This window comes from Pantoea sp. X-Soil-TKNS-1280, from assembly GCF_059730475.1.
The window spans coordinates 66,035-90,048 of the sequence record NZ_AP035966.1 but is presented as its reverse complement, the minus strand read 5'-3'; the positions used below and the strand labels follow the sequence as shown (position 1 = coordinate 90,048).

The 24,014-nt window shown below is 54.9% G+C and carries 26 protein-coding genes; 11 read left to right on the top strand and 15 right to left on the bottom strand.

Annotated features, from left to right (window positions below; translation table 11 throughout):
* Window positions 1-69 precede the first annotated feature (69 nt).
* Complete coding sequence (locus AC6I8X_RS27700; protein WP_497842016.1) at window positions 70-1,452, top strand: scabin-related ADP-ribosyltransferase; 1,383 nt, start codon at window positions 70-72, stop codon at window positions 1,450-1,452.
* Between the two features lie 31 nt (window positions 1,453-1,483).
* On the opposite strand, the gene AC6I8X_RS27695 is transcribed toward AC6I8X_RS27700, so the two are convergent.
* Both AC6I8X_RS27695 and AC6I8X_RS27690 read right to left on the bottom strand, forming a co-directional pair.
* Window positions 1,484-2,173, bottom strand: coding sequence for a response regulator (locus AC6I8X_RS27695; protein WP_299456575.1), 690 nt, complete (start codon window positions 2,171-2,173; stop codon window positions 1,484-1,486).
* Window positions 2,163-3,800 carry an ATP-binding protein gene (locus AC6I8X_RS27690; protein ID WP_299456573.1) on the bottom strand — a complete coding sequence of 546 codons (1,638 nt, stop codon included), beginning with the start codon at window positions 3,798-3,800 and terminating at the stop codon, window positions 2,163-2,165. Before AC6I8X_RS27690 ends, AC6I8X_RS27695 begins: the two co-directional genes overlap by 11 nt.
* Window positions 3,801-4,134: 334 nt before the next feature.
* On the opposite strand from AC6I8X_RS27690, the gene AC6I8X_RS27685 reads away from it, so the two are divergent.
* The 8 genes from AC6I8X_RS27685 to citG are packed head-to-tail and all read left to right on the top strand — an operon-like array spanning window position 4,135 to window position 11,490.
* Window positions 4,135-5,505 (top strand): 2-hydroxycarboxylate transporter family protein, encoded by a 1,371-nt coding sequence (locus tag AC6I8X_RS27685; protein WP_084878917.1) that lies wholly within the window; start codon window positions 4,135-4,137, stop codon window positions 5,503-5,505.
* A gap of 22 nt (window positions 5,506-5,527) precedes the next feature.
* Window positions 5,528-6,391 (top strand): fumarylacetoacetate hydrolase family protein, encoded by an 864-nt coding sequence (locus tag AC6I8X_RS27680; protein ID WP_313682097.1) that lies wholly within the window; start codon window positions 5,528-5,530, stop codon window positions 6,389-6,391.
* A 15-nt stretch (window positions 6,392-6,406) separates the two neighbouring features.
* Complete coding sequence (citC, locus tag AC6I8X_RS27675; protein ID WP_299456567.1) at window positions 6,407-7,426, top strand: [citrate (pro-3S)-lyase] ligase; 1,020 nt, start codon at window positions 6,407-6,409, stop codon at window positions 7,424-7,426.
* 17 nt (window positions 7,427-7,443) lie between these two features.
* Window positions 7,444-7,737 carry a citrate lyase acyl carrier protein gene (gene citD, locus AC6I8X_RS27670; protein ID WP_313682093.1) on the top strand — a complete coding sequence of 98 codons (294 nt, stop codon included), beginning with the start codon at window positions 7,444-7,446 and terminating at the stop codon, window positions 7,735-7,737.
* Window positions 7,734-8,609, top strand: coding sequence for a citrate (pro-3S)-lyase subunit beta (citE, locus tag AC6I8X_RS27665; RefSeq protein WP_313682091.1), 876 nt, complete (start codon window positions 7,734-7,736; stop codon window positions 8,607-8,609). The genes citD and citE overlap by 4 nt, the downstream gene beginning before the upstream one ends.
* Window positions 8,610-8,619: 10 nt before the next feature.
* Window positions 8,620-10,140: a citrate lyase subunit alpha gene (gene citF / locus AC6I8X_RS27660; protein ID WP_313682089.1), complete on the top strand. Its 1,521-nt coding sequence runs from the start codon at window positions 8,620-8,622 to the stop codon at window positions 10,138-10,140.
* Window positions 10,141-10,142: 2 nt separating this feature from the next.
* Complete coding sequence (gene citX / locus AC6I8X_RS27655; protein WP_497842015.1) at window positions 10,143-10,682, top strand: citrate lyase holo-[acyl-carrier protein] synthase; 540 nt, start codon at window positions 10,143-10,145, stop codon at window positions 10,680-10,682.
* Window positions 10,660-11,490: a triphosphoribosyl-dephospho-CoA synthase CitG gene (citG, locus tag AC6I8X_RS27650; protein ID WP_313682085.1), complete on the top strand. Its 831-nt coding sequence runs from the start codon at window positions 10,660-10,662 to the stop codon at window positions 11,488-11,490. The genes citX and citG overlap by 23 nt, the downstream gene beginning before the upstream one ends.
* Here the strand turns inward: citG and AC6I8X_RS27645 are convergent, their stop codons facing one another.
* The 10 genes from AC6I8X_RS27645 to AC6I8X_RS27600 all read right to left on the bottom strand — a co-directional run bounded on the left by AC6I8X_RS27645 (window position 11,491) and on the right by AC6I8X_RS27600 (window position 19,067).
* On the bottom strand, window positions 11,491-12,036 hold the full coding sequence (locus tag AC6I8X_RS27645) for a GNAT family N-acetyltransferase (protein ID WP_497842014.1): 546 nt from the start codon (window positions 12,034-12,036) through the stop codon (window positions 11,491-11,493).
* On the bottom strand, window positions 12,033-13,304 hold the full coding sequence (locus AC6I8X_RS27640; RefSeq protein WP_313682081.1) for a type II toxin-antitoxin system HipA family toxin: 1,272 nt from the start codon (window positions 13,302-13,304) through the stop codon (window positions 12,033-12,035). The genes AC6I8X_RS27645 and AC6I8X_RS27640 overlap by 4 nt, the downstream gene beginning before the upstream one ends.
* Entirely contained in the window at window positions 13,301-13,615 is a 315-nt protein-coding gene (locus AC6I8X_RS27635) for a helix-turn-helix domain-containing protein (protein WP_299456551.1), read from the bottom strand. Before AC6I8X_RS27635 ends, AC6I8X_RS27640 begins: the two co-directional genes overlap by 4 nt.
* A 158-nt stretch (window positions 13,616-13,773) precedes the next feature.
* The gene (locus tag AC6I8X_RS27630) at window positions 13,774-14,715 is read right to left on the bottom strand and encodes a threonine ammonia-lyase (protein ID WP_497842013.1); all 942 of its coding nucleotides are present in this window, start codon (window positions 14,713-14,715) and stop codon (window positions 13,774-13,776) included.
* On the bottom strand, window positions 14,712-15,719 hold the full coding sequence (locus AC6I8X_RS27625) for a succinylglutamate desuccinylase/aspartoacylase family protein (protein WP_299456547.1): 1,008 nt from the start codon (window positions 15,717-15,719) through the stop codon (window positions 14,712-14,714). The genes AC6I8X_RS27630 and AC6I8X_RS27625 overlap by 4 nt, the downstream gene beginning before the upstream one ends.
* Before the next feature lie 5 nt (window positions 15,720-15,724).
* The gene (locus tag AC6I8X_RS27620) at window positions 15,725-16,507 is read right to left on the bottom strand and encodes a transporter substrate-binding domain-containing protein (protein WP_299456545.1); all 783 of its coding nucleotides are present in this window, start codon (window positions 16,505-16,507) and stop codon (window positions 15,725-15,727) included.
* Between the two features lie 18 nt (window positions 16,508-16,525).
* Window positions 16,526-17,254 carry an amino acid ABC transporter ATP-binding protein gene (locus AC6I8X_RS27615; protein ID WP_299456543.1) on the bottom strand — a complete coding sequence of 243 codons (729 nt, stop codon included), beginning with the start codon at window positions 17,252-17,254 and terminating at the stop codon, window positions 16,526-16,528.
* Window positions 17,235-17,891 carry an amino acid ABC transporter permease gene (locus AC6I8X_RS27610; RefSeq protein ID WP_299456541.1) on the bottom strand — a complete coding sequence of 219 codons (657 nt, stop codon included), beginning with the start codon at window positions 17,889-17,891 and terminating at the stop codon, window positions 17,235-17,237. The genes AC6I8X_RS27615 and AC6I8X_RS27610 overlap by 20 nt, the downstream gene beginning before the upstream one ends.
* Before the next feature lie 2 nt (window positions 17,892-17,893).
* Window positions 17,894-18,556 (bottom strand): amino acid ABC transporter permease, encoded by a 663-nt coding sequence (locus tag AC6I8X_RS27605; protein ID WP_299456539.1) that lies wholly within the window; start codon window positions 18,554-18,556, stop codon window positions 17,894-17,896.
* Window positions 18,540-19,067 carry a RidA family protein gene (locus AC6I8X_RS27600; protein WP_299456537.1) on the bottom strand — a complete coding sequence of 176 codons (528 nt, stop codon included), beginning with the start codon at window positions 19,065-19,067 and terminating at the stop codon, window positions 18,540-18,542. The genes AC6I8X_RS27605 and AC6I8X_RS27600 overlap by 17 nt, the downstream gene beginning before the upstream one ends.
* Before the next feature lie 280 nt (window positions 19,068-19,347).
* Between AC6I8X_RS27600 and AC6I8X_RS27595 the strand changes: the two genes are divergently transcribed.
* Window positions 19,348-20,082, top strand: a complete 735-nt coding sequence (locus AC6I8X_RS27595; protein WP_084878934.1) for a FadR/GntR family transcriptional regulator — start codon at window positions 19,348-19,350, stop codon at window positions 20,080-20,082.
* A 102-nt stretch (window positions 20,083-20,184) separates the two neighbouring features.
* Here AC6I8X_RS27595 and AC6I8X_RS27590 read toward each other — a convergent pair whose 3' ends face one another.
* Together AC6I8X_RS27590 and AC6I8X_RS27585 are read right to left on the bottom strand one after the other, a co-directional pair.
* A complete protein-coding gene (locus AC6I8X_RS27590) occupies window positions 20,185-20,337 on the bottom strand; it encodes a Hok/Gef family protein (protein ID WP_299456533.1) in 153 nt (50 codons plus the stop codon).
* Window positions 20,338-20,725: 388 nt separating this feature from the next.
* Window positions 20,726-20,878, bottom strand: a complete 153-nt coding sequence (locus AC6I8X_RS27585) for a Hok/Gef family protein (protein WP_299456531.1) — start codon at window positions 20,876-20,878, stop codon at window positions 20,726-20,728.
* 492 nt (window positions 20,879-21,370) lie between these two features.
* Between AC6I8X_RS27585 and AC6I8X_RS27580 the strand changes: the two genes are divergently transcribed.
* The gene (locus tag AC6I8X_RS27580) at window positions 21,371-22,984 is read left to right on the top strand and encodes a dipeptide ABC transporter ATP-binding protein (RefSeq protein ID WP_299456529.1); all 1,614 of its coding nucleotides are present in this window, start codon (window positions 21,371-21,373) and stop codon (window positions 22,982-22,984) included.
* Here the strand turns inward: AC6I8X_RS27580 and AC6I8X_RS27575 are convergent.
* A complete protein-coding gene (locus tag AC6I8X_RS27575) occupies window positions 22,970-23,929 on the bottom strand; it encodes a hypothetical protein (RefSeq protein ID WP_313687163.1) in 960 nt (319 codons plus the stop codon). The genes AC6I8X_RS27580 and AC6I8X_RS27575 overlap by 15 nt on opposite strands.
* Window positions 23,930-24,014 lie beyond the last annotated feature (85 nt).

Sequence of the window (24,014 nt, the reverse complement as noted above, 5' to 3'; positions counted from 1 at the left end):
ATGAATACAGAATACTCTATCGCATGGAAGTCGATGGAAATAAACACATAAAATCAGAATGTTTTTTAAATGGAAATTAAAAACATGTCAAAAAAAACACTGCTCATCATCCCTGCTTTATTGTCAATAACACCAGTAGCCTCTGCATGGGATACGTCGGGTTATTACCCTGACTGCCGGGAGAATATTAATTTCTCCCGGGCGTCAGAGAAACAACCTGAATTAGCATGGAGGCATGATCACAATATTTTATGGCGTGGCGATACCAATAATGAAGGGCTGGATGCATTCAAAAATGGGATGGTGCCGAAAGGCGTGACCAGAGGATACCCCGAAGCAGAACGCGATCATGACTGGCGTTGCCACAAAGAGGATTCTTTCCGCTCAGTTTTTATCAGTACGACAGAAAATTTAACCACGGCAATCGCCTTTGTCGATATTTTCCATCCTAAAAAGGAAGGCTGGGTATATGAAATTCATGCACCTGGCGGGATCAATCAACAGTTATCCATTGGCGCGGAGGGCGGGAGCTATGAATCAGAGATTTCTTTCCCGGGTGGAATAAAAGGGAAATTTATTAAGCAGGCATGTTATTACATCAAAAAGCAGCTGCAGCGTTGTGAGGACAACCCAAACTTTCAGGAACCGTCATGGAAAGAAAGCCCTGAAGAAGTGGCTGCCGCAGTGACCAACCTTACCCGGGTGGTCCCCAAAGGCAACTGCGAAACAACGGACTCTGCAGAGACCATGCCAGCCGGGCTATGCCCACTGCCAGATATGGCCACCACGCAGTATTTTCAGGAAGGAAATACCCTCGCTAAAGAGGGCATGTATATTGATTATGATGTCTCAGATCGTGGTCCGGAAAAGCCGGAACGCTGGATTATCTTGATGAGCGGAAATAAAAAGTCAGATTTCAGCCACATTGCGGTCAAAATACCGGTAACAGCCAGCATGCCGGATAAAGGGAATGTTTATATTTCTCCCGACAGACTGTCATCACCAGCTTATCCATGGCAGAAGATATTTCAGCGATGGTCACTGGGGGTAGCCCATGCTGAAGATAGTAATCAGATCGCAGGGCCAGTATCTTACTTCCATACAAGCTATCTTCCGGTTGTGGGTGATGTGGTACTGGATGAAATGACATCAAACACCATGAATTCAGAAGCCGCCGAACAGGGTATTCGCGTCACGGCCAGCGCCCCTGCAGGCCGTGATTCCTGGCTTTACACGCAGTTTAAAAATCCGGTGACAGGGCAGTGGGGCAAGTTTGGCAGTTATCGGAAAATAAAAGCCGGGACCTACAAAACCATTGACGCAAAAATAATCCGTAGCTGGCATCCTGAGGGCGGTATTTTTCGTATCGGGTTATCAGAAAGCGTTAATACCCCCGGGGATGTCAAACCGCTGGGTAACACGCCTTATATCGAGGTGACGGACAAACCGTAACGCACGGGTAAGGCGTGACGCCTGCCACGCCTTACCCGCCCCAGCGATACATCCTCCTCGGGTGTCCAATCTTGCCGTACTGCATTTCAACGGCCAGAAAGCCCGCATCCACGCAGTGCTCCAGATAGCGTCGGATCGTGGTTTTACTCAGCCCGGTTTCGTTCACCACTTCATCCACGGAAAAACAGCGCTGCGCGGCGTCGGCAAACATGTTTTGCACCAGCGCCAGCGTCTTCTCTTCGATGCCTTTGTTGCTGTTATGCTGACGGTAATTTTTCGCCTGAAGTTGATACAGTGAATCGACGTTTTGCTGATCGACAATCTTCCAGACTCGCTGCTGTTCAGCGAACTGCACAAAACGCTCCAGCGACTGGCTCAAACGCTTCCAGGAAACCGGTTTGAGAATATAGTCGAAGGCACCATTGCGGATCGCCTGGCTACAGGTGTCCATATCGCTGGCGGCAGTGATGAAAATCACCGAGCAGTTCGCGCGCTGTACCAGCGGATCGCCGATCAGCGTGATGCCTTTACCATCCGGCAGATAATTGTCGAGTAACACTAATTGTGGCTGCTTGCTTTGCAGCAGAAGCTGAGCTTCAGCGAGTGACGAGGCAACCCCAACCAGCCGCAAGCAGGGATGTTCACTGATCAGTTCGGCATGCAACTGGGCCAGCGTGTTTTCATCTTCAACAATCAATACGTCTATCAGTTCAGGTTGCATAATACGGTTCTTCCAGCGTGGATACGGGACGCGCCTGGTCGCCCGTTTCAGGAATAAATAACGAAAAAATCGTGCCGTGCGGTGCATTGTCGGAAACTTCAATCGACCCGCCGACCTGCGTGACATAGCTGGCGATTAAATACAGGCCGATACCATGATCGCCACTGCGTTTGGTGGTGATCCCGCGTTCAAAAATATGTTCCCGGATAGCCGGGTCGATACCGATACCCCGATCCGCCACTTCAATAATCAACTCCCGCTCGTTGAGCAGGATCAGCACCTCCACCGGTTCGTGCGGCAGAGGGGAACGCTGTGTGGCTTCTATGGCGTTATCCAGCAGGTTGCCGATGATGGAGATCAGCTCGGCTTCTCCCAGCATGTGGCAGGGGCGTTCCAGCTGGCACAGCGGATCAAATGCCAACTCCACGCCTTTTTCACGCGCGCGTGCCGCTTTCCCCAGCAGCAGGCCGCACAGGGTCGGCGAGTTAAAGCGCGCGGAGATAAAGTCCAGCAACTCCTGCGCATGTTCTGACTGTGCCTGGATATAGCGCACCGCTTCGTCGTAGCGTCCCATATGCAGCAGGCCGGAGAGGGTGGTCATACGATTTAACTGTTCATGACGCATAATGCGCAGGTTATCGACATAACGTTTGACTTGGCTGAGCTGGGCACTGAGGCTGTCTATCTCGTTGCGATCGCGAAAGGTGATGACCCAGCCCTGCAATTCATCCTCCAGCATAATCCGTACCCGGCTGGCGAGTACCGTTAACTGATTGAAGCGGCAAATCTCGTCATGGGTATCGTTTTCCAGTATCGCCTCGCGATTGAAAAAGGGGACCGGGGCAATCACTTCGCCGATATTATGCCCGCGCAGCATGCGGGTTGGCTGGCTTAAACCTAACAGTTTACGTGCTGCCTGGTTGATCACCTCGATGCGTAACTCGCTGTCGATGGCAATCACCCCTTCATAGATAGACTCCATCATCGCTTTCTGCTGGCGCACCAGCAGGCCAATTTCCCGGGGTTCCAGCGAGAAAATCTGTTTTTTAATCCCGCTGGTGAAAAACCAGGAAAAGATAAACAGCGCCGCCAGCAGTAACACCGCCGCGATAAAGATATTGATCACTTTACTCAGCGTAATGGTGTCGAGATAGCTGGTGAGATAACCCACCGAGATAATCCCGATCACCTGATGGTTATCGTCAAAGATCGGCGCTTTGCTGCGCAGGGAAACGCCCAGCCCTCCTTTCCGAATGGTGGTGGTGCTGATTCCGCGTAATACTGCGTCATTGTCGCCTCCGACCAGTTTTTTACCGACCACATCACCTTGCGCGGAATGAAATAGATGAATGCCCTTATTATCCCCCACCACAATAAAGCTGGCGTCGGTATGCAACACCACCTGATGCATAAACTGATTAATCGCCGGAATATCTTTTTCCGCTACCGCTGTTCGCAAATTCGGAATGATCGCGATTTCTTCCGCCTGTATTTTTGCTCGGGTGCTCATTTCCTGATAAAGCTGGCGGCTGACGTCCTGGTAATAATAAATGCCGAGCAGAACAAAAAGACCGGAAAAGAACAGAACCAGAGAAATAAAAAGTTTGATTTGGAAGGATAGCTTCATAACGGCACGCACCACAGCCAGTAAAGGGTCAATGTACCATTTTTTATCACTATTGCGCGTAGTTTACTGGAAACTTGTGATCCCTTGCACAGCAGGAAGTTGTGCAAAAAATGGCATGTTAAATACTCATTTTGGGAAATGTTATTAACTTGTACCCCTGGATATAAAAACCATTAAAACCACGCCAATAATTCAGGTATCAATCACAGAAAATAAAAGAAACCATAAAAACCATAGGTGCCATTAAAACTCCGCTTTTATTATGCATTCCCTCACATATCCTGCGCCATTAACGCTTTACCCTGAGGGCACAAAATAACCAAGGGGCTTAATTATGAGCACAACTGACGATTCGTTTTCTGTTACCTCGGAATCACTGGCGATTCAAAAAAAATCACTGAAGGACCGATGGTGGCATATTATGGACACCTGGAAAATCGGCATCATTCCATTGCCATTATTCCTGCTGGCGGGTGCGTTAATTGCTGTCGATTGTCTCGGCGGCAAACTACCCAGCGATATCGTGGTGATGGTCGCGACGCTGGCATTTTTCGGTTTCGCCTGTGGTGAATTTGGCAAACGTCTGCCGATTGTCGGCAAACTCGGTGCCGCCGCGATTTGTGCCACCTTTATTCCGTCGGCAATGGTCTACTATGGCCTGCTGCCTGACGTCGTGGTGGAATCCACCACCAAATTCTACAAATCCACCAACATCCTTTATCTGTACATCTGCTGCATTATCGTTGGCAGCATCATGAGTATGAATCGCACTACCCTGATTCAGGGCTTCCTGCGCATTTTCTTCCCGATGTTATGCGGTGAGATTGTCGGCATGCTGGTGGGCATGGGCGTTGGCCTGATGCTCGGCATGGAACCGTTCCAGATCTTCTTCTTTATCATTCTGCCGATCATGGCCGGTGGCGTTGGCGAAGGCGCGATTCCGCTGTCAATTGGTTACGCCACCTTGTTGCATATGGATCAGGGCGTGGCACTGGGTCGGGTATTGCCGATGGTGATGCTGGGTGGCCTGACGGCAATCATCATCTCCGGCTGTCTCAACCAGCTCGGTAAACGTTACCCGCATCTGACCGGTGAAGGCCAGTTGATGCCGAACCGCGCCAATAGCGACGAGAAAGCGCCAGCGGTGGCTGCCGGTAAAACCGGGTTGACCACCGATGTGACTACCATCGCTGCAGGTGCGTTGCTGGCGGTGCTGCTGTACATGATCGGGATGCTCGGCCACAAACTGATTGGCCTGCCAGCGCCGGTCGGCATGTTGTTTGTCGCGGTGTTGATCAAACTGGCGCACGGTGTGTCGCCACGCCTGCTGGAAGGATCTCAGGTGGTCTACAAATTCTTCCAGACCTCGGTTACCTATCCCATCCTGTTTGCCGTGGGTGTGGCGATTACCCCGTGGGAAGAACTGGTCCACGCCTTCACCATCAATAACCTGCTGGTGATTGTCAGCACCGTATCTGCGCTGGTCGCCACCGGCTTCTTCGTGGGTAAAAAGATCGGCATGCATCCTATCGATGTGGCCATCGTCTCCTGCTGCCAGAGCGGCCAGGGTGGGACAGGGGATGTTGCCATCCTCACTGCGGGTAACCGTATGAGCCTGATGCCGTTTGCACAGATTGCGACCCGTATTGGCGGCGCGATCAACGTGTCGGTGTCGCTGCTCATCCTCGGCAATTTCCTCAGCTAATTTATGCATGACAGGTAAGACTATGAAACTTGCAAGCTTTGTCCACCAGGGAAAGCGTAGCTACGGCATTGTCCACGATGACGGTGTGATCGATTTGGGTCGTCGTCTTGGTGACCGCTACGCGGATTTAAAATCGCTGCTCGCGGCCGACGCGCTGCATGAGGCACAGCAGCTGAACCATGAAACACCGGACCTGCGTTTCGACGATCTCGAATTGTTACCGGTGATTGATAACCCGGGCAAAATCCTCTGCGTTGGCATGAACTACGCCGAAAAACGCAAAGAGTTTGATCAGCACAACCCGGCACCGACGCTGTTTGTCCGTTTTGCCGATTCGCAAACCGCCCATAACGCGCCGGTACTAAAACCGCGTCACTCCAGTGAGTTCGACTATGAAGGCGAGCTGGCGGTGATTATCGGTCAGAGCGGTGAGGATATCGCGCGTGAAGATGCGCTGAAGCATGTCGCGGGCTACAGCTGTTATATGGATGGTTCCGCGCGTGACTGGCAGCACACCTGGTTTACTGCCGGAAAAAACTGGCGTCAGACCGGTGCCTTTGGCCCATGGATGACCACTGCGGATGAAATCCCGGATCCGCATCGGCTGGCGATCCGCACCTGGCTGAATGGCCGCATGGTACAGGATGACAACACCGCCAGCATGATCCACAAAGTCGCCGAGCTTATCGAATACATCAGTACCTTTACCTGTCTGCATGCCGGTGACGTGATCATCACCGGCTCGCCGGGCGGTGTGGGTAAGAAACGCAATCCGCCGCTGTTTATGCAGGCAGGCGATCGCATCGAAGTGGAGATCGAAAATATCGGTCATCTCAGCAATGTGATTATGGATGCGCCAGCTCATGTGCTGACGGCGACGCACTGAGGCGAAGGCGGAATTATGCAACCACGACCCTCCATCGACTTCCGCATTGCGGAAGTCAGCAGTAACCCCCGACGGCGCGAAAACATCCGCGCACTGTTGGCGGATAGCGGATTAGGCATGGATAGCGATATCACCACTTTCGTTGAAGCCTGGGCGGACGATCGGCTGGTGGGCTGTGCCGGCCTTGCCGCTAATGTCATCAAATGCGTCGCCATTGATGAACAGTGGCGCGGCGAAAATCTCAGCGCGCGGCTGCTGGCAGAAGTGGAGCATCTGGCGCTGGCACGCGGGCATTTTCATCTGTTTCTGTGTACGCGCCCCTGCAATCGGGAACGGTTTCAGCACAACGGCTTCTGGCCGGTGGTACAAAGCGGCCAGAACGCCATCCTGATGGAGAACACGCCTTCAGGCATCCAGCGCTACTGCCGTACCCTGCAGGCCAGCCGTGTTGCCGGGCAGCGTATTGGCGCGATTGTCATGAACGCCAATCCTTTCACGCTGGGACACCGTTATCTGGTGGAACAGGCGGCCGCGCGCTGCGACTGGCTGCATGTGTTTGTGGTACGCGAAGATGCCTCGTTCTTTCCCTTTAGTGCACGTTTGCACATGGTGCAGGCCGGCGTTGCCCATCTGCCCAATATCACCGTGCATCCGGGTTCGCAGTACATCATCTCCCGCGCCACCTTTCCGGCCTATTTCCTGAAAGAGACCGGCAAGGTACAGCAGGCGTGGAGTGAGATCGACCTGCTGCTGTTCCGCAACCATATTGCCCCAGCCCTGGGGATTACCCAGCGCTTTATTGGCAGCGAACCCTTTTGCGAGATTACCCGCCAGTACAACCACACCATGCATCAGCTGCTGGCCGACACGGTGGAGGTGGTGGAAATTCCCCGTATCAAAACCACGGGCAATGCCATTTCGGCGTCAGAAGTCCGTCGCTTACTTAAAACACACCAGTTTTCCCGTATTCGGGAAATGGTACCGGATACCACTTTCGCGCATCTTACATCCCATTACAGCGCGGAAGTTGCTTAAAAATCAGGAATATAAATATGAAAATTGTGAGGGAGGCGCTGGCGGGAACCATGGAGTCCAGCGACCTGATGGTAAAAATAGCCCCCAGCGGGGGCGACCTTGAAGTGGTGATTCACAGCGAGGTGATTAAGCAATTTGGCGATCAGATTCGCCAGGTTGTGCACGCCACCTTGCGGGAAATGCAAGTCTGGCAGGGCCTGGTCATTATCGAGGACAAGGGTGCGCTGGATTGCGTGATCCGCGCCCGTCTGCAAAGCGCCGTGCTGCGTGCCGCTGATGAGACGGAGATCGACTGGGGGAAGCTGCAATGAAAAAACTGCGTCGTAGCATGTTGTTTCTGCCCGGTGCCAATGCCGCCATGCTCTCCACTGCCTTTATCTATCGGCCTGATTCGATCATGTTCGACCTGGAAGATGCGGTGTCGCTCAGGGAAAAAGATACCGCACGTTTGCTGGTGTTCCACGCGTTGCAGCATCCGATGTACCAGGACATTGAAACGGTGGTGCGCATCAACCCGCTGCACACGCCGTTTGGTTTACCTGATCTGGAGGCAGTGGTGCGTGCCGGGGTTGATGTGGTGCGCCTGCCGAAAACCGATACCCCGGAAGATATCTATGAACTGGAGCGCCACCTCGAACGTATCGAACTGGCCTGCGGGCGTCCGATAGGTTCCACACGCGTGATGGCGGCGATTGAATCGGCCATAGGGGTGATTAACGCCGTGGCGATTGCGCGCAGCTCCCAGCGTCTGATCGGCATTGCACTGGCGGCGTTCGACTATGTGATGGATATGCAAACCGAACGCGGTGACGGCACCGAGTTGTTCTATGCACGCTGCGCCGTGTTGCATGCCGCCCGCGCCACCGGTATTGATGCCTTTGATGTGGTGTGGTCAGACGTGAATGACGAAGCCGGTTTTCTGCGCGAAGTTGAGCTGATCCGCAAAATGGGTTTTAACGGCAAGTCGCTGATCAACCCGCGTCAGATTGATTTGCTGCATAACGCCTATGCCCCGACCCAGCAGGAGGTGGATCACGCTGAGCGCGTCATCGAGGCGGCAGAGGAAGGGGACCGCAATGGCCTCGGCGTGGTGTCGCTGAACGGCAAAATGATCGACGCCCCCATTATTAATCATGCGCAGATGGTGCTGGAACGTGCGGCTGCGTCCGGCGTGCGTCGTTAAGGACAAAACCATGAACCAGACTGAACTTCTTCACGTTAATTTTCCCCATCTGCGTGCATTAAAACCTTTTGAAGGTGCTCATGAGGCCACGCCGTGGCTGGCGGATATCCATGCCAAACACTGCCGTAAATTATGCAGCTCGCTGGATGACGCTATCGCACGCAGCGGTTTGCAGGACGGTATGACCATTTCCTTCCATCATGCCTTTCGTGAGGGTGACCAGGTCATCAACAATGTGGTGGCGGCACTGGCGCGACTTGGATTTAAAAATCTGACGCTGGCCTCCAGCTCGCTGATGACCTGCAATGATGCACTGATCGAACATATCCAGAGCGGCGTCATTACACGCATCTTTACTTCCGGTATGCGCGGCAAACTGGCGGAAGCCATTTCTCATGGGTTGATGACTGAGCCGGTACAGATCCACTCCCACGGTGGTCGGGTGAAACTGTTGCAGGACGGCGAACTGAGCATTGATGTCGCTTTTCTCGGCGTGCCTTGCAGCGATGAGTTTGGCAATGCTAATGGCAGCGAGGGGCGTTCCGCGTGCGGGTCGCTTGGTTATGCGATGGTCGATGCCCGTTTCGCCAAAAAAGTGGTGCTGCTGACGGAAGAGCTGGTGCCCTTTCCCAATATGCCCGCCAGCCTCGGACAGGAGCAGGTGGACTTGATTGTCCAGGTTGCCAGCGTAGGTGATCCGGCGAAAATCAGTGTCGGGGCGGCGCGCGTCACCAGTAATCCGCGTGAACTGATGATTGCCCGCTATGCCGCTGATGTGATCGAACATTCCGGTTATTTCCGCGATGGCTTTTCAATGCAGACCGGTTCAGGCGCTGCCGCCACCGCTGCGACCCGTTTCATGGAAGAAAAAATGGCGCGTCATGGCGTCAAAGCGCGTTTTGCCCTTGGCGGTATCACCGGCAGCCTGGTCGATCTGCATGAAAAAGGGCTGATCGAAAAACTGCTCGATACCCAGTGCTTCGACAGCGAAGCAGCCGCGTCGCTGCGGCGTAACCCGAACCATGTTGAGATCTCCACCGACGTGTATGCCAATCCCGGCGGAAAAGCGGCCAGCTGCGATCAGCTGGATGTGGTGATTCTCAGCGCGCTGGAAATTGACGTCGATTTTAACGTCAACGTGATTACCGGTTCCGATGGCGTGATGCGCGGTGCCTCCGGTGGCCACTGCGATGTGGCCGCTGCGGCCAATCTGACGATCGTGGTTGCGCCGTTGCTGCGCAGCCGTATTCCCACGGTGGTCAAACGCGTCACCACCCGGCTGACACCCGGAGAGAGTATCGATGTGCTGGTGACGGATCACGGTATCGCCGTGAATCCTGCGCGTCCGGAAGTCCGCGAGCGATTACTGGCGGCAGGGATGAAACTGGTCGATATCGCAGCACTCTATCAGCGAGCGGTCGCCCTGACCGGTGAACCCAAACCGATTGCCTTTACCGACCGTATTGTCGGGGTGATCCGTTATCGTGACGGTAGCGTGATTGATGTTGTCCGCCAGGTGAAGGAGGAATAACGATGACAACCATGACGCCCGTGCGAGCGGGCGTCAGTCTTGCAGCGCTACTGGAGGCGAAAGAGGCTCGCGCGGCGCGGCAGACTGACTGGCTCACTCGCTATCAACAACCTATTATTTCTCTGACCCTGGTAACGCCAGGTGCGGTGAAAGACAGTATCCGTTATCGCAACACCATGGGGGTGGCATTGCAGGCCTGTGATCAGTTGCTGTGGCAGCATCGCTGGCCGGTGATGGCCCATCAGGTCTTATGGCTGGAGACCGGCCCGGAAGCGTTATGGTGTGTGGAACATCCGGCGGTGGAGATTAAGGCGCAGTGCGTCGAACTGGAACAGACTTTCCCCCTCGGCAGATTGTGGGATTTTGATGTGTTTTGTCCGCAGCAGGGGCAGATAGGACGGCAGTCGCTGGATTTACACACCCGCCGTTGTCTGGTGTGCGACGAACCCGCGCATGGCTGCGCACGTTCACGTCGCCACTCGCCTGAAGAGGTGGTATCTCGTGTGGAGAACATGATTGATGGCTGGTTTGCTCGCGACTAAAGCCGAAGCGCCAGACGTGCCTGGCCTGGCGGCGCAGGCGCTGCTTGTTGAGCTGAATTTAACCCCGAAACCAGGGCTGGTGGATCGCGCCAATAGTGGTTCGCACCAGGACATGGATCATGGACTGATGTTAACCAGCATTACGGCCATCACGCCGTGGCTGGCGGTTTTCTCCCGCCTGGGATCGGAGCATGCACAACAGCCCGTCGCTGAACAGTTGTCTCTGCTGCGTCCGGCGGGCATGGCCTGCGAGCAGGCGATGCTTGCCGCCACCTGCGGGGTGAATACACACAAAGGAGGCATCTTCTCCCTTGGGCTGCTGTGTTTCGCCGCCGGGCGTTTGCAGGGACAAAGACGCAGAGTGAGTGCTGACGCGCTTTGTCGTCAGGTCAGTGAAATTTGCTGTGGGCTGGTGGCGCGTGAACTGGTTAATCGTAAACAGCGGTGCACAGCCGGGGAACGGCAGTTTCGTGACTATGGTCTGACGGGCGCACGGGGTGAAGTGGAGAGCGGTTTCGCCACGGTACGCAACGCGGTGCTGCCGTTCTGGCATCATGAACAGGGCGAGCGGCGGTTACAACATGCCTTGCTGCGTCTGATGGTGTCTAACCCGGACAGTAATCTGCTGTCACGGGGGGGGATGGCAGGGTTACGTTATGTGCAGGATTATGCGGCGACGCTGCTGGCAACCGGTTGGGACAACGCCGCCCTGCGCCAGATGGATCAGGCTTTGATGGCGCGCCGTTTAAGCCCGGGCGGTAGTGCCGATTTGCTGGCTGTGGCCTGGCTGCTGGCCGAACTTGGGTAATCAGGGGGAGGGTCGGTAATCCTCGCGCGGCAAAGCAAACAGCCAGTCGCTATGCCATGTATTCCTCAGCCAGTAGCTTTCGGGGATTTCTTTTTCGAGGACAAAACCTGTTTTTTCCAGCAAACGACGGGAAGGGAGATTTCCGGCAGTGACGGTGGCGACCAGCCGCTTGATTCCTCCCGCACCAAAGGCAAAATCGCAAACGACCTGCAATGATTCCCGTGCGTACCCATTGCCCTGCGCTTCGGGCGCGAACAGAAAGCCGACTTCGGCGCAGTCATTGTCCTGCCGGATATAACCGGTAACGCCGAGTCTCACGCCGGCTTCCCGTTCCCGTACCACCAGACAGAGCCAGTGCGAGCTCTGTGTGGACCACACTGGCAACCGCGCCGCAAAAGCCGCGCGAATCTCCTCTTCGGGTTTGACATCGGCAACGTAAAATTGCACTTCCGGTGAGACCAGCAAGCGGTGAAAGAATGGCCAATCCTGCTGCTCTATCTGTGCACAGATCAGCCGGGGAGTCGTTAACTGCAATCCGTGTGTCATGCGTCCAGCGCCCGAATGTTAGCGTGTATTTTTTCTGCGCTGGCTTTGATCACACTGGCAGGAATGGCATCTCCCAGTTCCTGCGCCACCTTAATAAAGGATGCAGCAACATCGGTCACTTCCTGAATGATCAGGTTAAGGCTTTTGCCGGAGATATCTGCCGATGCAGCGGCTTTTACTAAGGCTTTCCGACTGATGTTTCGGCCGTAACCTGCCACGGATGTCTGATGCTGGCCGCCAGGTCCCATTTGTAAGGTCAGGTCATAGGCGGGTGATACCTGCCACTCGCCACGTTGATTAAGGATAAAGGCAAAGTTTTTGGCGTGATCATCCTGGTTATTCATGATGACGTTGAACACCATCCTGCGCGCCTGAATGTTCCGCTCCAGCACTGAGCGGGTAATCATGCCTGTCGCCTGAAGTATGTCGCTGTAATCAAGGCAGGGAAGCCGGAAATCCGCCTGTAGTGCACCTGCCATGCTCAGTACCGGCACCCGCATTCCCGCCACGCGATCAAAACGCTTCACGCCGAAAGCAGATAAACCTGCCCCGAGATCGAACCACTGGCTGTCAGGAAAATCGATGCCAGCGAGGCGTGCCATGCGTGCATACACCTCTTCAAGCGCACATACCCATGTATCTTCCTGCGCTGCCGGGAATTTAATCAGCCAGGGATGACTGCCAGTGAATGGCGTAGCCGCAACATGACCCGTGGCCGGATCAAATTCGACCAACACTTTTGGCCGTGCGCCATGGGGTGAGCCACCGAGGCGAACCAGTTCTGGCAGTACGTCGGAATGCTGACCAGTGACTTCAATCTGAATTTCCTGAGCCAGGATCACCAGGTCATCGATATTTTGCCGGGATTTATCCTGTTCTGGCATGTTGATCAGCGGCCGGTAGGTCAGGGCCCCCATGGTGTTGTTACCCAGCAGCGCAAGGCGATCAAGCGCCGATAACGCGGCAGGTTCGATGTTATTACGGCGCAGCAAACGGTCCAGCAGTAAGCGGCCCCATCCATCTGGCAATGAATCGGCGATAAAGCCAGGTACACCTTCCTGATGACGTTCAAAGTCGGCATAGGTGGTGCTGGTCGGTGGATGCAGCAGCGGAGAGAATTCGATGCCGCGCTGAATGCTTTCCTGTGAATATTCAAACAGCCACTGACCGCGACCACTGGCTGCCGCCAGAATACCCAGCGGCCACTCTTCCCCCCATCCCTGATAAATCACTTCAAGCCGCTGAAGAGGTTGATAATGACCTGTCAATTTCCTTTCACCTTGCGTTGTGTCGCGCGTTGACGCGTGGGTTCCCTGAGGGCCTCAACCTGTGCGATGCTGAGCGCTGGGGCGGAAAACAGCTGGGTCATCTCTTTTTCCAGTCGCAGGGCAAACACCACTTTCATAAAGTTTTCAAGGGTGGCTTTACCGTCGTTTTCCAGGTTTTTCAGTGCGGAGACGGAGATGCCCGCTTTTTCTGCCAGTTCCTTTTGCAGCATATTACGGCGCAGGCGTTGGTTTTTTAATCGCTGCCCAAGCTCGGACAATAGCCTTGCTTCAGAATAGAGATTAAGGGCCATAGATAAAGCTCCTGGTGCCTTATTGTGGATATAGGGGTTTCATTTATGGCTTTTATTATAACACAGAGAAGTAAAAGGAGGATGGTGATTTAGCGGCTTTAAATAAAGCCCTTAGTGGCAATTAACACCAATAAGAGCTTCAAATAAACCCTTTAATCTTAAATGCCGTTAGTGCCACTGCCGCACAGTACCACCGCGATTTTTTCATCGGGTTTGAGGGTAAACAGCTGTCGGGTGACCGCAGCAACAGCGGTGGCGGCCCCCAGCTCGATCGCCAGGCCAGTCGCCCCCCAGACCTCACGGGCAGAGGCTTCGACCTGGTCTTCCGGCACCAGCACGATCTCATCGACATACTCTTGCACAAGCGCAAAGTTGATGGCTTCCGTCGAACGTGCCGCGAGGATCGGGACAATGGTTTTGACCTGTTCCAGTTTCACGATGCGCTGCTGCTGACGGCAGGTCCACATCATCGGACAGCCCGCCGCTTCTACGCCGATAATACGAATGCCGGGCTTCAGTAATTTCGCCGCCTGTGCCACCCCGGCAATCAATCCCCCACCACCAATGGACACCACCAGCGTCTCTACTTCAGGCCATTGTTCAAGGATCTCCAGCGCCATGGTTCCCTGGCCGATAACCACGTCGCGGTCAGCATAGGGATGGAGTAACGCGCCACCCGTTTCCTGAATACGGGCACCTGCCGCATCCCAGCTCTGATCCCAGAAATCACCTTCCACTGTCAGCTTCGCACCGTAGCTTTCGATGCGCTGGCGCGTCAGTTCGGTGCTGGTGTTCATCACGAAGACATCCGTGGGGAGTTCCAGTTGCTGACCAACCCAGGCAACGGCCGCACCGAAGTTACCGCCCGATGCGGTGGCCAGTCCCTGATTGCGTACCGCTTGTGGCAGGTTAAGCACGCGGTTAAATGCGCCGCGTGCCTTAAAGGAACCTGTAACCTGTGAGCATTCTGCTTTCAGGCGCAGCTCAATACCGGGCACCGGTTGCCACGGTGCCGCCTCGACCAGTGGCGTTTTGCGCACCCAGGAACGCACACGATCCAGCGCTGCCTGGTAGTCATTCAGGGTAATATTTTCGCTCATGCCTGCTCCTTCGCGTTCAGGTCCTGCACCAGCACCGCCAGACTGTTGCCTTGTGCAGTAGCACCAAAGGTGCGCTGTGAATAGATACGTCCGCCCTGGGGGAAATGCACCGCCTGGGGTTGCGCGTGCGGTTCGGTCAGGCGATGCAGCCAGCCGGCCAGTTCACCGGCACTGACTTCATCGCCGATATCATGTAACGGCTCAAACCAGCCATCCCCGGGGGAGAGCAGATTGCCACCCGCAGGGATAAACACCTGGCGTGATGGCTCCGCAGGAACCCTTTCCGTGCTGATCACGCCCAGATGGTTCAGTACGCGTGTCACCGCAGCGCGGGTACGCCGGACGCCGCGCGGGGAGACACTGCCGTTCCAGCCCATTTCCGCCGCTATCGCCGGTAAGCCCAGATTGGCAGCTGCGCCACAGCTGGTACGGGGATCACCCATATTGTTGGTGACGACCGTCAGCGTGGCACCAAAGGCACGCGCCATCGCTTCACTGCGTTCACGCACCTGAGGATCGAGTTCTTCAGTGACCACTACCTGCGCGCTCTCTTCGATAAACAACGAGCTGCCACCGCTGTGCAGATCGATATAGAAATCGCACAGTGGGAAGATGGCATCGTGGATCCAGGCGGCAATCTGTTCGGTCGGCGTGCCCCACGGGTTACCCGGGAAGACGCGCGCCAGGTTTTTGTTGTCGAGCGGACTGACGCGCATTGAGGCACGCAGCGCCGGGGTATTGGCGCAGGGCAGCAGGATCAGACGCCCCTGTACCTGCTCCGGCGTCAGGTTGCGGATCAGTTCATTAATAATGATCGGACCTTCATACTCGTCGCCGTGAATACCGCCGGTAATCAACACCGTCGGGCCGCTGCCATTGGCGATCACCGTCAGTGGCATGGCAATGGTGCCCCAGGCGTCGGTATGGGCTGAAAGGGGCAAATGGGCGAAACCCACCTGCTTACCCTGGCGATGAAAATCGATTTCACTGAATACTGTGGACATGCTGACTACTCCGCCTTCAGATCGTTTTGTGCATCGTTAAACCATTTCTGGCGCAGTGCAGGCAGTTCCCCGTCCTGGGTGCTTTTATCGATAAACTGATTAATCGCCGCCATCAGCTCGGGCTGACCTGGGCGAATGGCGATATAAGCCGGGCTTTTACGCAGCAGGTATTTCAGCGCGATATGCTTCGACGGGTTCTCCTGCGCCACCTTTTGCGCAATCAGGTTGTTTTCGGCAAACATCGGTGCCTGACCCGCCAAAAATGCGCTGACGGCGGAGGCGGTATCTTCCAGCCGCAGATAGTTGCCCTGCGGGTTTTGGTCACTCAGCGTCAGATCAGGCGTGGAACCCTTAGGTACGGCGATGGTGGCATTGCCGAGATCGCTCAGCTTATCGACTTTTTTTACGCTGTCACCGCCATACACGCCGAGGTAAACCGCCGCATAAGGTTCAGAAAAATTCACCAGCTTCGCGCGTTCCGGGCTGGAGCCGAGCGCGGCTATCAGTACATCCACTTTGCGCGACATCAGGTAAGGAATGCGGTTGGCTCCGGTGACCTGCTGCAATTGCAGTTTGACGCCCATGTTGTCGGCCAGCTTCTGCGCCAGTTCCACATCCAGCCCGGTGGGTTTACCGGCGGCATCAGTGAAGCCCCAGGGGGCGGCATCAACGGTGGTAGCGACACGCAGTACACCACGGGATTTGATGTCATCCAGCGAACTGGCCTGCGCCAGCAGCGGCAGGGTACAGAGCGCGATCAGCGCCAGGGTTTTGCCCATCATTTTCATGTGTTTTCTCCGGTGTAGTTAAGCTGGGGTTTGCACAAAGCGTTGTAATTCCGGGGTGCGGGGGGCACCAAACACCTCGGCGGGCTGCCCGCTTTCCCATACCTCGCCCTGATGCATAAAAATCACCTTGCTGGACACTTTGCGGGCAAAGGCCATTTCATGGGTGACGGCAATCATCGTCATGCCTTCTTTTGCCAGGTCTTCCATGACCCGCAGCACTTCACCCACCAGTTCCGGGTCAAGTGCTGAGGTGGCCTCATCAAACAACATCACTTCAGGCGACATCGCCAGCGCACGGGCAATGGCGACACGCTGCTGCTGCCCCCCTGACAGGGAAGAGGGGAAAGCATCGCGCTTCTGTCCCAGCCCGACCTGCTCCAGCAGACGTTTTGCCAGCGCCGGGGCTTCCGCTTTGGTTATGCGTCGGGTCAATAGGGGTGCCAGCGTCACGTTCTCCGCCGCCGTCAGGTGGGGAAACAGGTTAAAACTCTGGAATACCATGCCTACGTTCTGGCGGAGTTTTTGCAGCTCGGCAGCGCTGCCGCCAACCTGCAGTCCTCCCACGTGGATGGTGCCGCTGTCCGGTTGCTCCAGCCCGTTAATACAGCGCAGCAGGGTGCTTTTGCCGGAACCACTTTTGCCAATAATGGTAACGATATCGCCACGTTCGACAGTGGTGGTGATACCCCGCAGAACTTCGTTTTGCCCAAAGCTTTTCCTGACTGCATCAATGACGACCAGCGACATGGAAACGTGCCTCCAGTTGAAGGGAAAGTCGCGCCAGCGGAAAACAAAGCGCGAAATAACAGAGCGCTACCAGCAGGTAGACCACCAGTGGTTGCAGAGTTGAACCACTGACAATCTGACCGGATCGGGTCAGCTCTACGAAACCCACCAGCGCAGCCAGTGAGGTGTTTTTGATTAGCTGCACCGAGAAGCCCACGGTGGGAGGCAGTGACAGACGAAACGCCTGCGGCAGGATGACGGTACGCAGCATTTGCAGCCGCGAGATCCCCAGCGACAGCGCGGCTTCCCACTGTCCTTTCGGCACCGCCATGATGCTTCCGCGCCAGATTTCCCCGAGAAATGCGCCTGCTGACAATGAAAAAGCGATCAGGGCGGCGGTAAAGGAACTGACATCAATACCGAGAAACATTGGCGTACCGAAAAACAGCAGGAACAACATGCCCAGCAGCGGAATGCCCTGAATCAGTTCGACATAAAACCAGGCGATGCCCTGGAGCCAGCGCTGGTGGGAAGTGCGCGCCATGGCGATCAGCAACCCGATCACCGCCCCGCAGGCAAAGGTGGTGAGTGCCAGCAACAGCGTCCAGCGCAGAGCGCTGATGATCATCCAGATATCATGAAGAGAAATACCGCGCATGCTTACCTCCGCGCCTGAAAGCGATACCACAGGATACGCAGCAGCACTTTCATCAGACTGACGGCGAAAAAATAGAGGCCGCAAATCAGCAGATAAATTTCAAAGCTGCGAAAGGTACGTGAATCGACGAAACTGCCGCTGTGGAAGATCTCTTCCACGCCAATCTGGGAAATCAGGCTGGTGCCAATCAGCGTCAGCACCATCTGGCTGGCCAGCGCCGGGAAAACGTTCTGCATCGCCGGTAGCGTCAGTACATGGGTGATGATTTGTCGCTTTGACAGACCCAGCGCTTCACCCGCCTCAGTTAAGCCGCGTGGCAGAGAGAGAAAACCAGCACGTAAAATCTCCGTCATATAAGCCCCGCAATACAGCGACAGGGCGATAATGCCCGCCACCGGTGGCGAAAGATGCAGCCCGAGGCTGGGCAGGCCGAAGTAGATCAGAAACAGCTGTACCAGCGATGGCGTATTGCGGAAAAATTCCACATAACAGCGCACCACACGCCGCCAGCCACGCCGGGCGTAGACCAGCGTCAGGGCGCATATTGCCCCCAGTGTCAGACCGAACAGGATCGATAACAGGGCATAGATGGCGGTTTCCAGCAGTCCTTTTGCCAGTACGTCGCAATAGGGTCGCAGGGCGGCGAAATCAAAGACGTAATCCATCGGCAACCCCCTCCTCCAGTTCGAAAATCGCTTCAATCTCCACCGTCTGGTTTTGTGGCAGCGAACCGGCGCCAATGGCGGAACGTGCGCCACGGCCAATCTGCTCACCAAACACCTGTACAAAGAGATCGGAACAGCCATTGATCACTTGTGGATGCTGTTTGAATACCTCATGGGCATTGACCCAGCCCAGTAGCTTGACCACGCTTTTGACGGCTCCGAGATCGCCGGTTGCCTGACGCGCCACCGCCAGTAAATTCAGGCCGGTCAGGCGCGCGTGGTAGTAGGCATCTTCTACGCTGACCTCACTGCCAACTTTGCCGGTATAAAGATGACCATTGGCTTCCAGTGGCCCCTGTCCGGAGAGATAAAGAAAATTGCCAAACAGCCGCCAGGTGACAAAATTTGCCACCGGGGTCGGTACCGGTGGTAATTCAATGCCCAACGCCAGCAAATGGCCGCTTAAGCGACATTCAGCGGGAGAGAATGGCGCTGCGATGGATGTGTTCATTTTTTGCCCTGAGTGTGTTTTTTCGGCATTATGAACACGCTGGTTTTTAATGGTCAACCATTATGGTTAACCAATAAGTAAGATGTATGGCCGATTTGTGAGACGGTTCACGTTAAAGCCCGAGGACAGCAGGGTGGCATGATAAGTAAAGGATCTGGCTGGAAATAATGACCTGACTCTGGTCTAAAACGTTGCTCGCCGAGACGTCAATCTCAGGCTATAATCGCCGCCAGCTGACCAAATTGGTCAGCCATTTACAGGTATTTTCAGGAGTCGCCGGATGAACAGCACTGATGACATCTCACAGCGTATTGTCGGTCACGACAAAACCGCTGCGGTAAGCGTTTATCGTTCCATAATGCAGGCCATCCGCGATGGGGATCTGAAAGCGGGTGATAAGTTGCCCAATGAGCGTGAGCTGGCGCGCCGCTTTGATACTTCCCGCAGCACCATTCGTAACGTGCTGGCCATGATGTCTACCCAGGGGTTGGTAACGCGTAAAGTCGGCAGCGGATCTTACTTATCCGATAACCTGCAAAACCAACTCAATGATGCCGATCGGCCGGTGGCCGCCTGGCATAAAGAAGTCCCGACCTATAGCGAAATCCTTGAAGGTCGCCTGCTGTTTGAACCGATGATGATGCAGCTGGTCACGGCGCGTGCGACAGAGGAAGACTTCACCAAAATGCGCCACCATTTGCAGGGCATTCGCGAGGCTCAGGAGTGGCTGCTGTATAAAGAACATATCTATGCGGTACACCAGGCGATGTTTGCTGCCACTCGCAACCGCTTTCTGATCCAGATTTTCGATAACGTAATCGCTGACCGGCGTGCGGTGCAGTATGACGGACAACATTCACTGCACTCGGCGGTTAATGAGATTGTGCGCGAGCAGACGCTGCGCGAGCTGACGCCGCTGGTGGAAGCACTGGAAGCCCGCGACGGTAAGCTGGCCCAGAAACGCGCGGATGATTACTTTACCCGAATTCTTGCCTCGCTGAGTGTTTACGGTTAACCACAGGACTGACAGCCTGAAGTGGGCGTGAAAAGAAGGGTGCCTGAGAGCCCGTGCCTGACAACAACCGGAACGGCGGGATGAATCCCGCCGTGGTGACCCTTACCTGATAGATTCACAGGCCATTGAAACAGCCACCTCCATGAAGCGGGTGCGGAAGCGTATCTCACAGAGATCCTTACGCGAGCCCAGTATGGCGGCGGTCACCGCCATGATCATAAAGGAAGCGAATAGCATCGCCGTAAACTGTTTCATGGTTGCTTCTCCTTCTTGCCTTGCGGCGTGTAAGAGGCTACCTTTATGTTGCGAGCATAAGGGGGCCTCAGGTTGATGGAAAATCTCCTGGGGCTTTTCTCTTTCTGCCGTCAGCCATGCTTAAGACAGAAAGTCTCAAGCACCCGCCGCAAGTCTACGCTGTGCCGCCTGATACTACAATTCTGCTAATAAGTAACGCGTGGAAGTAATCACACTGCGACTCCAGGCATTTATCCTGTTAAATCAGTGGTAAAGGCTATTTCCTGTGAAAAGCGATATTTGACGGAAAGGTGAAATTGAGTGGGGAACCGGGCGGGGAAGAAGGGTGCCTGAGAGCCCGTGCCTGACAACAACCGGAACGGCGGGATGACTCCCGCCGTGGTGACCCTTACCTGATAGATTCACAGGCCATTGAAACAGCCACCTCCATGAAGCGGGTGCGGAAGCGTATCTCACAGAGATCCTTGCGCGAGCCCAGTATGACGGCGGTCACCGCCATGATCATAAAGGAGGCGAATAGCATCGCCGTAAACTGTTTCATGGTTGCTTCTCCTTCTTGCCTTGCGGCGCGTAAGAGGCTACCTTTATGTTGCGAAGCATAAAGAACGGCCTCAGGTTGATGAAAATCTCCTGGGGCTTTTCTCTTTCTGCCGTCAGCCATGCTTAAGACAGAAAGTCTCAAGCACCCGCCGCAAGTCTACGCTGTGCCACCTGATACTACAATTCTGCTAATGAGTAACGCGATGATGTAATAGCATGACAGGATGACTGGTTATTGATTAAAAATCAGAGGGATAGTGATTTTCTATGCCGGGAAAGGGTTTAACTGATAGCGAAACAGGCCCGGGCCTCCATCCTTGCTGTGCACCGCGTTTATTTGTCGGAATGCCCATGACAATGCCAGAATGGGGAAAATCCCTTCGCGGGTGTCTTCCTTTATATCCATAATCCTCCCGTCATAACCTAACGTTCTTGTTGGCTTTTCTCTCAGGATATATCCTGTATCTTTCTGCTTTTTCGGATCTATTGCCTTATGAATGCAGCCACGCGTCTGCTCTCTGTAGAACACCTCAGTCTGGCAACGCATGACCACCGCGTGCTGGTGGATGATGTGTCTTTCCATCTCGACCAGCGGGAAATTCTGGCGCTGGTGGGGGAATCGGGTTCCGGCAAGACGCTCACCTCGCTGGCGTTAATGAACCTGCTGCCTGCAAACGTCCTGCAAACCGCAGGAACGTTGCGTTTTCAGGACGAGGTGCTGGATGCGCGACGCATTGCCTCGCTGCGTGGTTGCCGTATCGCCACCGTATTTCAGGAACCGATGACCAGCATGAACCCAACGCTGCGCATCGGTGAGCAGATTGCTGAGGTGCTGGTGCGCCATCGTCAGTTCAGCTGGAAGCAGGCGCAACGTGAAGCGATAGCTCTGCTCGATCGGGTGGGCATCGTCAATCCTCAGCAGCGGGCGCGGCAATATATTCATCAGCTCTCGGGTGGTATGCGCCAGCGTGTGATGATTGCCAGTGCCATCAGCGGACAACCTGACGTGCTGATTGCTGATGAACCCACCACCGCGCTTGACGTCACTATTCAGGTACAAATCCTGTCGCTGTTGCAGGAATTGCAGCAGGAAATGGGGATGGGTATGTTGCTGATTACCCACGATCTCTCCGTCGTTGCACGCTATGCGCATCGGGTCTGCGTGATGCAACAGGGGCGTCTGGTTGAGCAGGGGGATGTGGTCAGCACTCTCGGCACGCCAGCGCATCCCTATACGCGTAAACTGATTAACGCTTCACTGTCTCATCTTCCCCCGGTGGTTCCCGTTCGTGAGAGCCAGGCGCCATTGCTGGTGCTCAACAACATTTGTAAAAGCTACCCGATACCAGGTCGGTTGCCGCTGTGGCCAGCCAAACGCCAGACGGTGCTGCATCCCACCAGTTTGCAAATCCAGCAGGGGGAAATCGTCGGTCTGATTGGTGAGTCAGGATCGGGCAAAACCACCCTGGGCAGCGCGGCGATAGGCCTGATAGAAGCTGACAGTGGAGAGGTACAATTTCAGGGCCAGCGGCTACAGGGGCGGCAGCTCAGTACCCTGCGCCGTCACGCGCAGATCATTTTCCAGGACCCTTATGCCAGCCTGAATCCAAAAATCGCTGTCGGGGAACAGATCGCCGAACCGCTGCGCGTCTGGCAATTACGTCACGGTAAAGGTATCGATGCGCGCGTTAATGAGTTGCTGGATCTGGTGGGGTTAAAACCGGAACATGCCAGCCGCCTGCCTGGTGCGTTTTCCGGTGGTCAGCGTCAGCGCATCGCCATTGCTCGCGCACTGGCGATGGAGCCAAAACTGTTGGTGGCGGATGAAGCCGTAGCCGCGCTTGATCTCTCGGTGCGCGGCCAGGTGCTTGCGCTGTTCAGCGAGTTACGGGAAAAGCTGGGTTTGTCGGTATTGTTTATCAGCCACGATCTCAGTGCGGTGCAGCAGCTTTGTGATCGGGTGGTGGTGATGTACCACGGGCGAATTGTGGAGGCGGGTGCGACTGCCAGTGTGGTCGGAGATCCTCAGGAGAGTTATACCCGTCAGCTACTGGCAGCAGCTCCCAACATTCAGCAGGCACTGGCCGGGCGGTCAGCGTCGTTGTGACAGCGGTGCCACCGGGGGAGTGACATGACAAGTTGCCTCCCGGTAAAAAATGCTATTGAGCTGGTCATCACGATAGGTTTGTATTTGCATCAGTGCCAATCTGGCGCGTTGTTTCTGGTATTCTTCATCGCTCAGCTGTAATTGTTGCACCGCTTCTGCCTGAAAGACTTTATCAATATCGTAACTCGATGCGAACAAGGCCCATTCCAGGAACGGGTCTTCATTTTTTTCAATATCCTGGCGGATGACGGTCTGCACCGTTTCTTCAATTCGCACAATAATGGTCAGTCGTCGCTGCAGGATACAGATGTCTGTCTCATCGAGATGGTGGTTATGTGCAAGAATGTCGTCAACATCCCGCATGCTGACCCTGATACCGAGGGTCAATTTCGCCAGAAATTCCTGTTCAGCTTTATCAATGTATTCGCCAACTATGCGGGTTCGCTGATTTTCAGCTTCGGCTAATCGGATCCGCGTTGTGGTTATTTCATGCTGCATATGCTGTAAACGGGGATGATCGGCTTGCGAGGCTGGATGCTCACTCTGAATCATCGCGGGTGAGGTTGCCTGGGTGATTTCCTGCCTGAATCCGGGATGGTCAACGGCTAACAGCAGCCGACAGAGCGGGTTCTTCGCCACGATCACCCGCAGTACATTGTAATTGTTCTCCGTCGTGAGCGTTGGTGTGCCTGCTTCGTCTAACACCCTTTTTAATTTCTCTACCCACTCTGCGCCCGTTTGATATGCACGGTCCATTGCGCGGATAAACATCGCTTCAGTGGCAATATCAGCCGCAGTAAATGGCGGAACGCCAGCCTCCGATGTTTCATCTGACGCGAGAATGGCGCTAACGATGTTTTCCAGCACACTTTCTAAGTGCGGGGAATGTGGTTTTCCGGGGCGATAAGGATAATCGCTGATGGAGGATTGCAGCGTTTTCAGCACCGCTTCACCCGCTTTGGTGGTGATGACTGATTCGTGGTGATGAGAAGACAAATTCTGGCGTGTATTGTGTATTTGCACGATACGG

What these genes read in the sequence shown, in the direction of transcription:
- AC6I8X_RS27590 (WP_299456533.1), bottom strand. Translation starts at nt 20,337, where the DNA reads ATGAAACAGTTTACGGCGATGCTATTCGCTTCCTTTATGATCATGGCG.
- AC6I8X_RS27690 (WP_299456573.1), bottom strand. Translation starts at nt 3,800, where the DNA reads ATGAAGCTATCCTTCCAAATCAAACTTTTTATTTCTCTGGTTCTGTTC.
- citC (WP_299456567.1), top strand. Translation starts at nt 6,407, where the DNA reads ATGCAACCACGACCCTCCATCGACTTCCGCATTGCGGAAGTCAGCAGT.
- AC6I8X_RS27645 (WP_497842014.1), bottom strand. Translation starts at nt 12,036, where the DNA reads ATGACACACGGATTGCAGTTAACGACTCCCCGGCTGATCTGTGCACAG.
- AC6I8X_RS27635 (WP_299456551.1), bottom strand. Translation starts at nt 13,615, where the DNA reads ATGGCCCTTAATCTCTATTCTGAAGCAAGGCTATTGTCCGAGCTTGGG.
- citE (WP_313682091.1), top strand. Translation starts at nt 7,734, where the DNA reads ATGAAAAAACTGCGTCGTAGCATGTTGTTTCTGCCCGGTGCCAATGCC.
- AC6I8X_RS27615 (WP_299456543.1), bottom strand. Translation starts at nt 17,254, where the DNA reads ATGTCGCTGGTCGTCATTGATGCAGTCAGGAAAAGCTTTGGGCAAAAC.
- AC6I8X_RS27625 (WP_299456547.1), bottom strand. Translation starts at nt 15,719, where the DNA reads ATGTCCACAGTATTCAGTGAAATCGATTTTCATCGCCAGGGTAAGCAG.
- citG (WP_313682085.1), top strand. Translation starts at nt 10,660, where the DNA reads ATGGCTGGTTTGCTCGCGACTAAAGCCGAAGCGCCAGACGTGCCTGGC.
- AC6I8X_RS27695 (WP_299456575.1), bottom strand. Translation starts at nt 2,173, where the DNA reads ATGCAACCTGAACTGATAGACGTATTGATTGTTGAAGATGAAAACACG.
- AC6I8X_RS27585 (WP_299456531.1), bottom strand. Translation starts at nt 20,878, where the DNA reads ATGAAACAGTTTACGGCGATGCTATTCGCCTCCTTTATGATCATGGCG.
- AC6I8X_RS27620 (WP_299456545.1), bottom strand. Translation starts at nt 16,507, where the DNA reads ATGAAAATGATGGGCAAAACCCTGGCGCTGATCGCGCTCTGTACCCTG.
- AC6I8X_RS27685 (WP_084878917.1), top strand. Translation starts at nt 4,135, where the DNA reads ATGAGCACAACTGACGATTCGTTTTCTGTTACCTCGGAATCACTGGCG.
- citD (WP_313682093.1), top strand. Translation starts at nt 7,444, where the DNA reads ATGAAAATTGTGAGGGAGGCGCTGGCGGGAACCATGGAGTCCAGCGAC.
- AC6I8X_RS27605 (WP_299456539.1), bottom strand. Translation starts at nt 18,556, where the DNA reads ATGGATTACGTCTTTGATTTCGCCGCCCTGCGACCCTATTGCGACGTA.
- citX (WP_497842015.1), top strand. Translation starts at nt 10,143, where the DNA reads ATGACAACCATGACGCCCGTGCGAGCGGGCGTCAGTCTTGCAGCGCTA.
- AC6I8X_RS27630 (WP_497842013.1), bottom strand. Translation starts at nt 14,715, where the DNA reads ATGAGCGAAAATATTACCCTGAATGACTACCAGGCAGCGCTGGATCGT.
- AC6I8X_RS27600 (WP_299456537.1), bottom strand. Translation starts at nt 19,067, where the DNA reads ATGAACACATCCATCGCAGCGCCATTCTCTCCCGCTGAATGTCGCTTA.
- AC6I8X_RS27580 (WP_299456529.1), top strand. Translation starts at nt 21,371, where the DNA reads ATGAATGCAGCCACGCGTCTGCTCTCTGTAGAACACCTCAGTCTGGCA.
- AC6I8X_RS27680 (WP_313682097.1), top strand. Translation starts at nt 5,528, where the DNA reads ATGAAACTTGCAAGCTTTGTCCACCAGGGAAAGCGTAGCTACGGCATT.
- AC6I8X_RS27700 (WP_497842016.1), top strand. Translation starts at nt 70, where the DNA reads ATGGAAATTAAAAACATGTCAAAAAAAACACTGCTCATCATCCCTGCT.
- citF (WP_313682089.1), top strand. Translation starts at nt 8,620, where the DNA reads ATGAACCAGACTGAACTTCTTCACGTTAATTTTCCCCATCTGCGTGCA.
- AC6I8X_RS27610 (WP_299456541.1), bottom strand. Translation starts at nt 17,891, where the DNA reads ATGCGCGGTATTTCTCTTCATGATATCTGGATGATCATCAGCGCTCTG.
- AC6I8X_RS27595 (WP_084878934.1), top strand. Translation starts at nt 19,348, where the DNA reads ATGAACAGCACTGATGACATCTCACAGCGTATTGTCGGTCACGACAAA.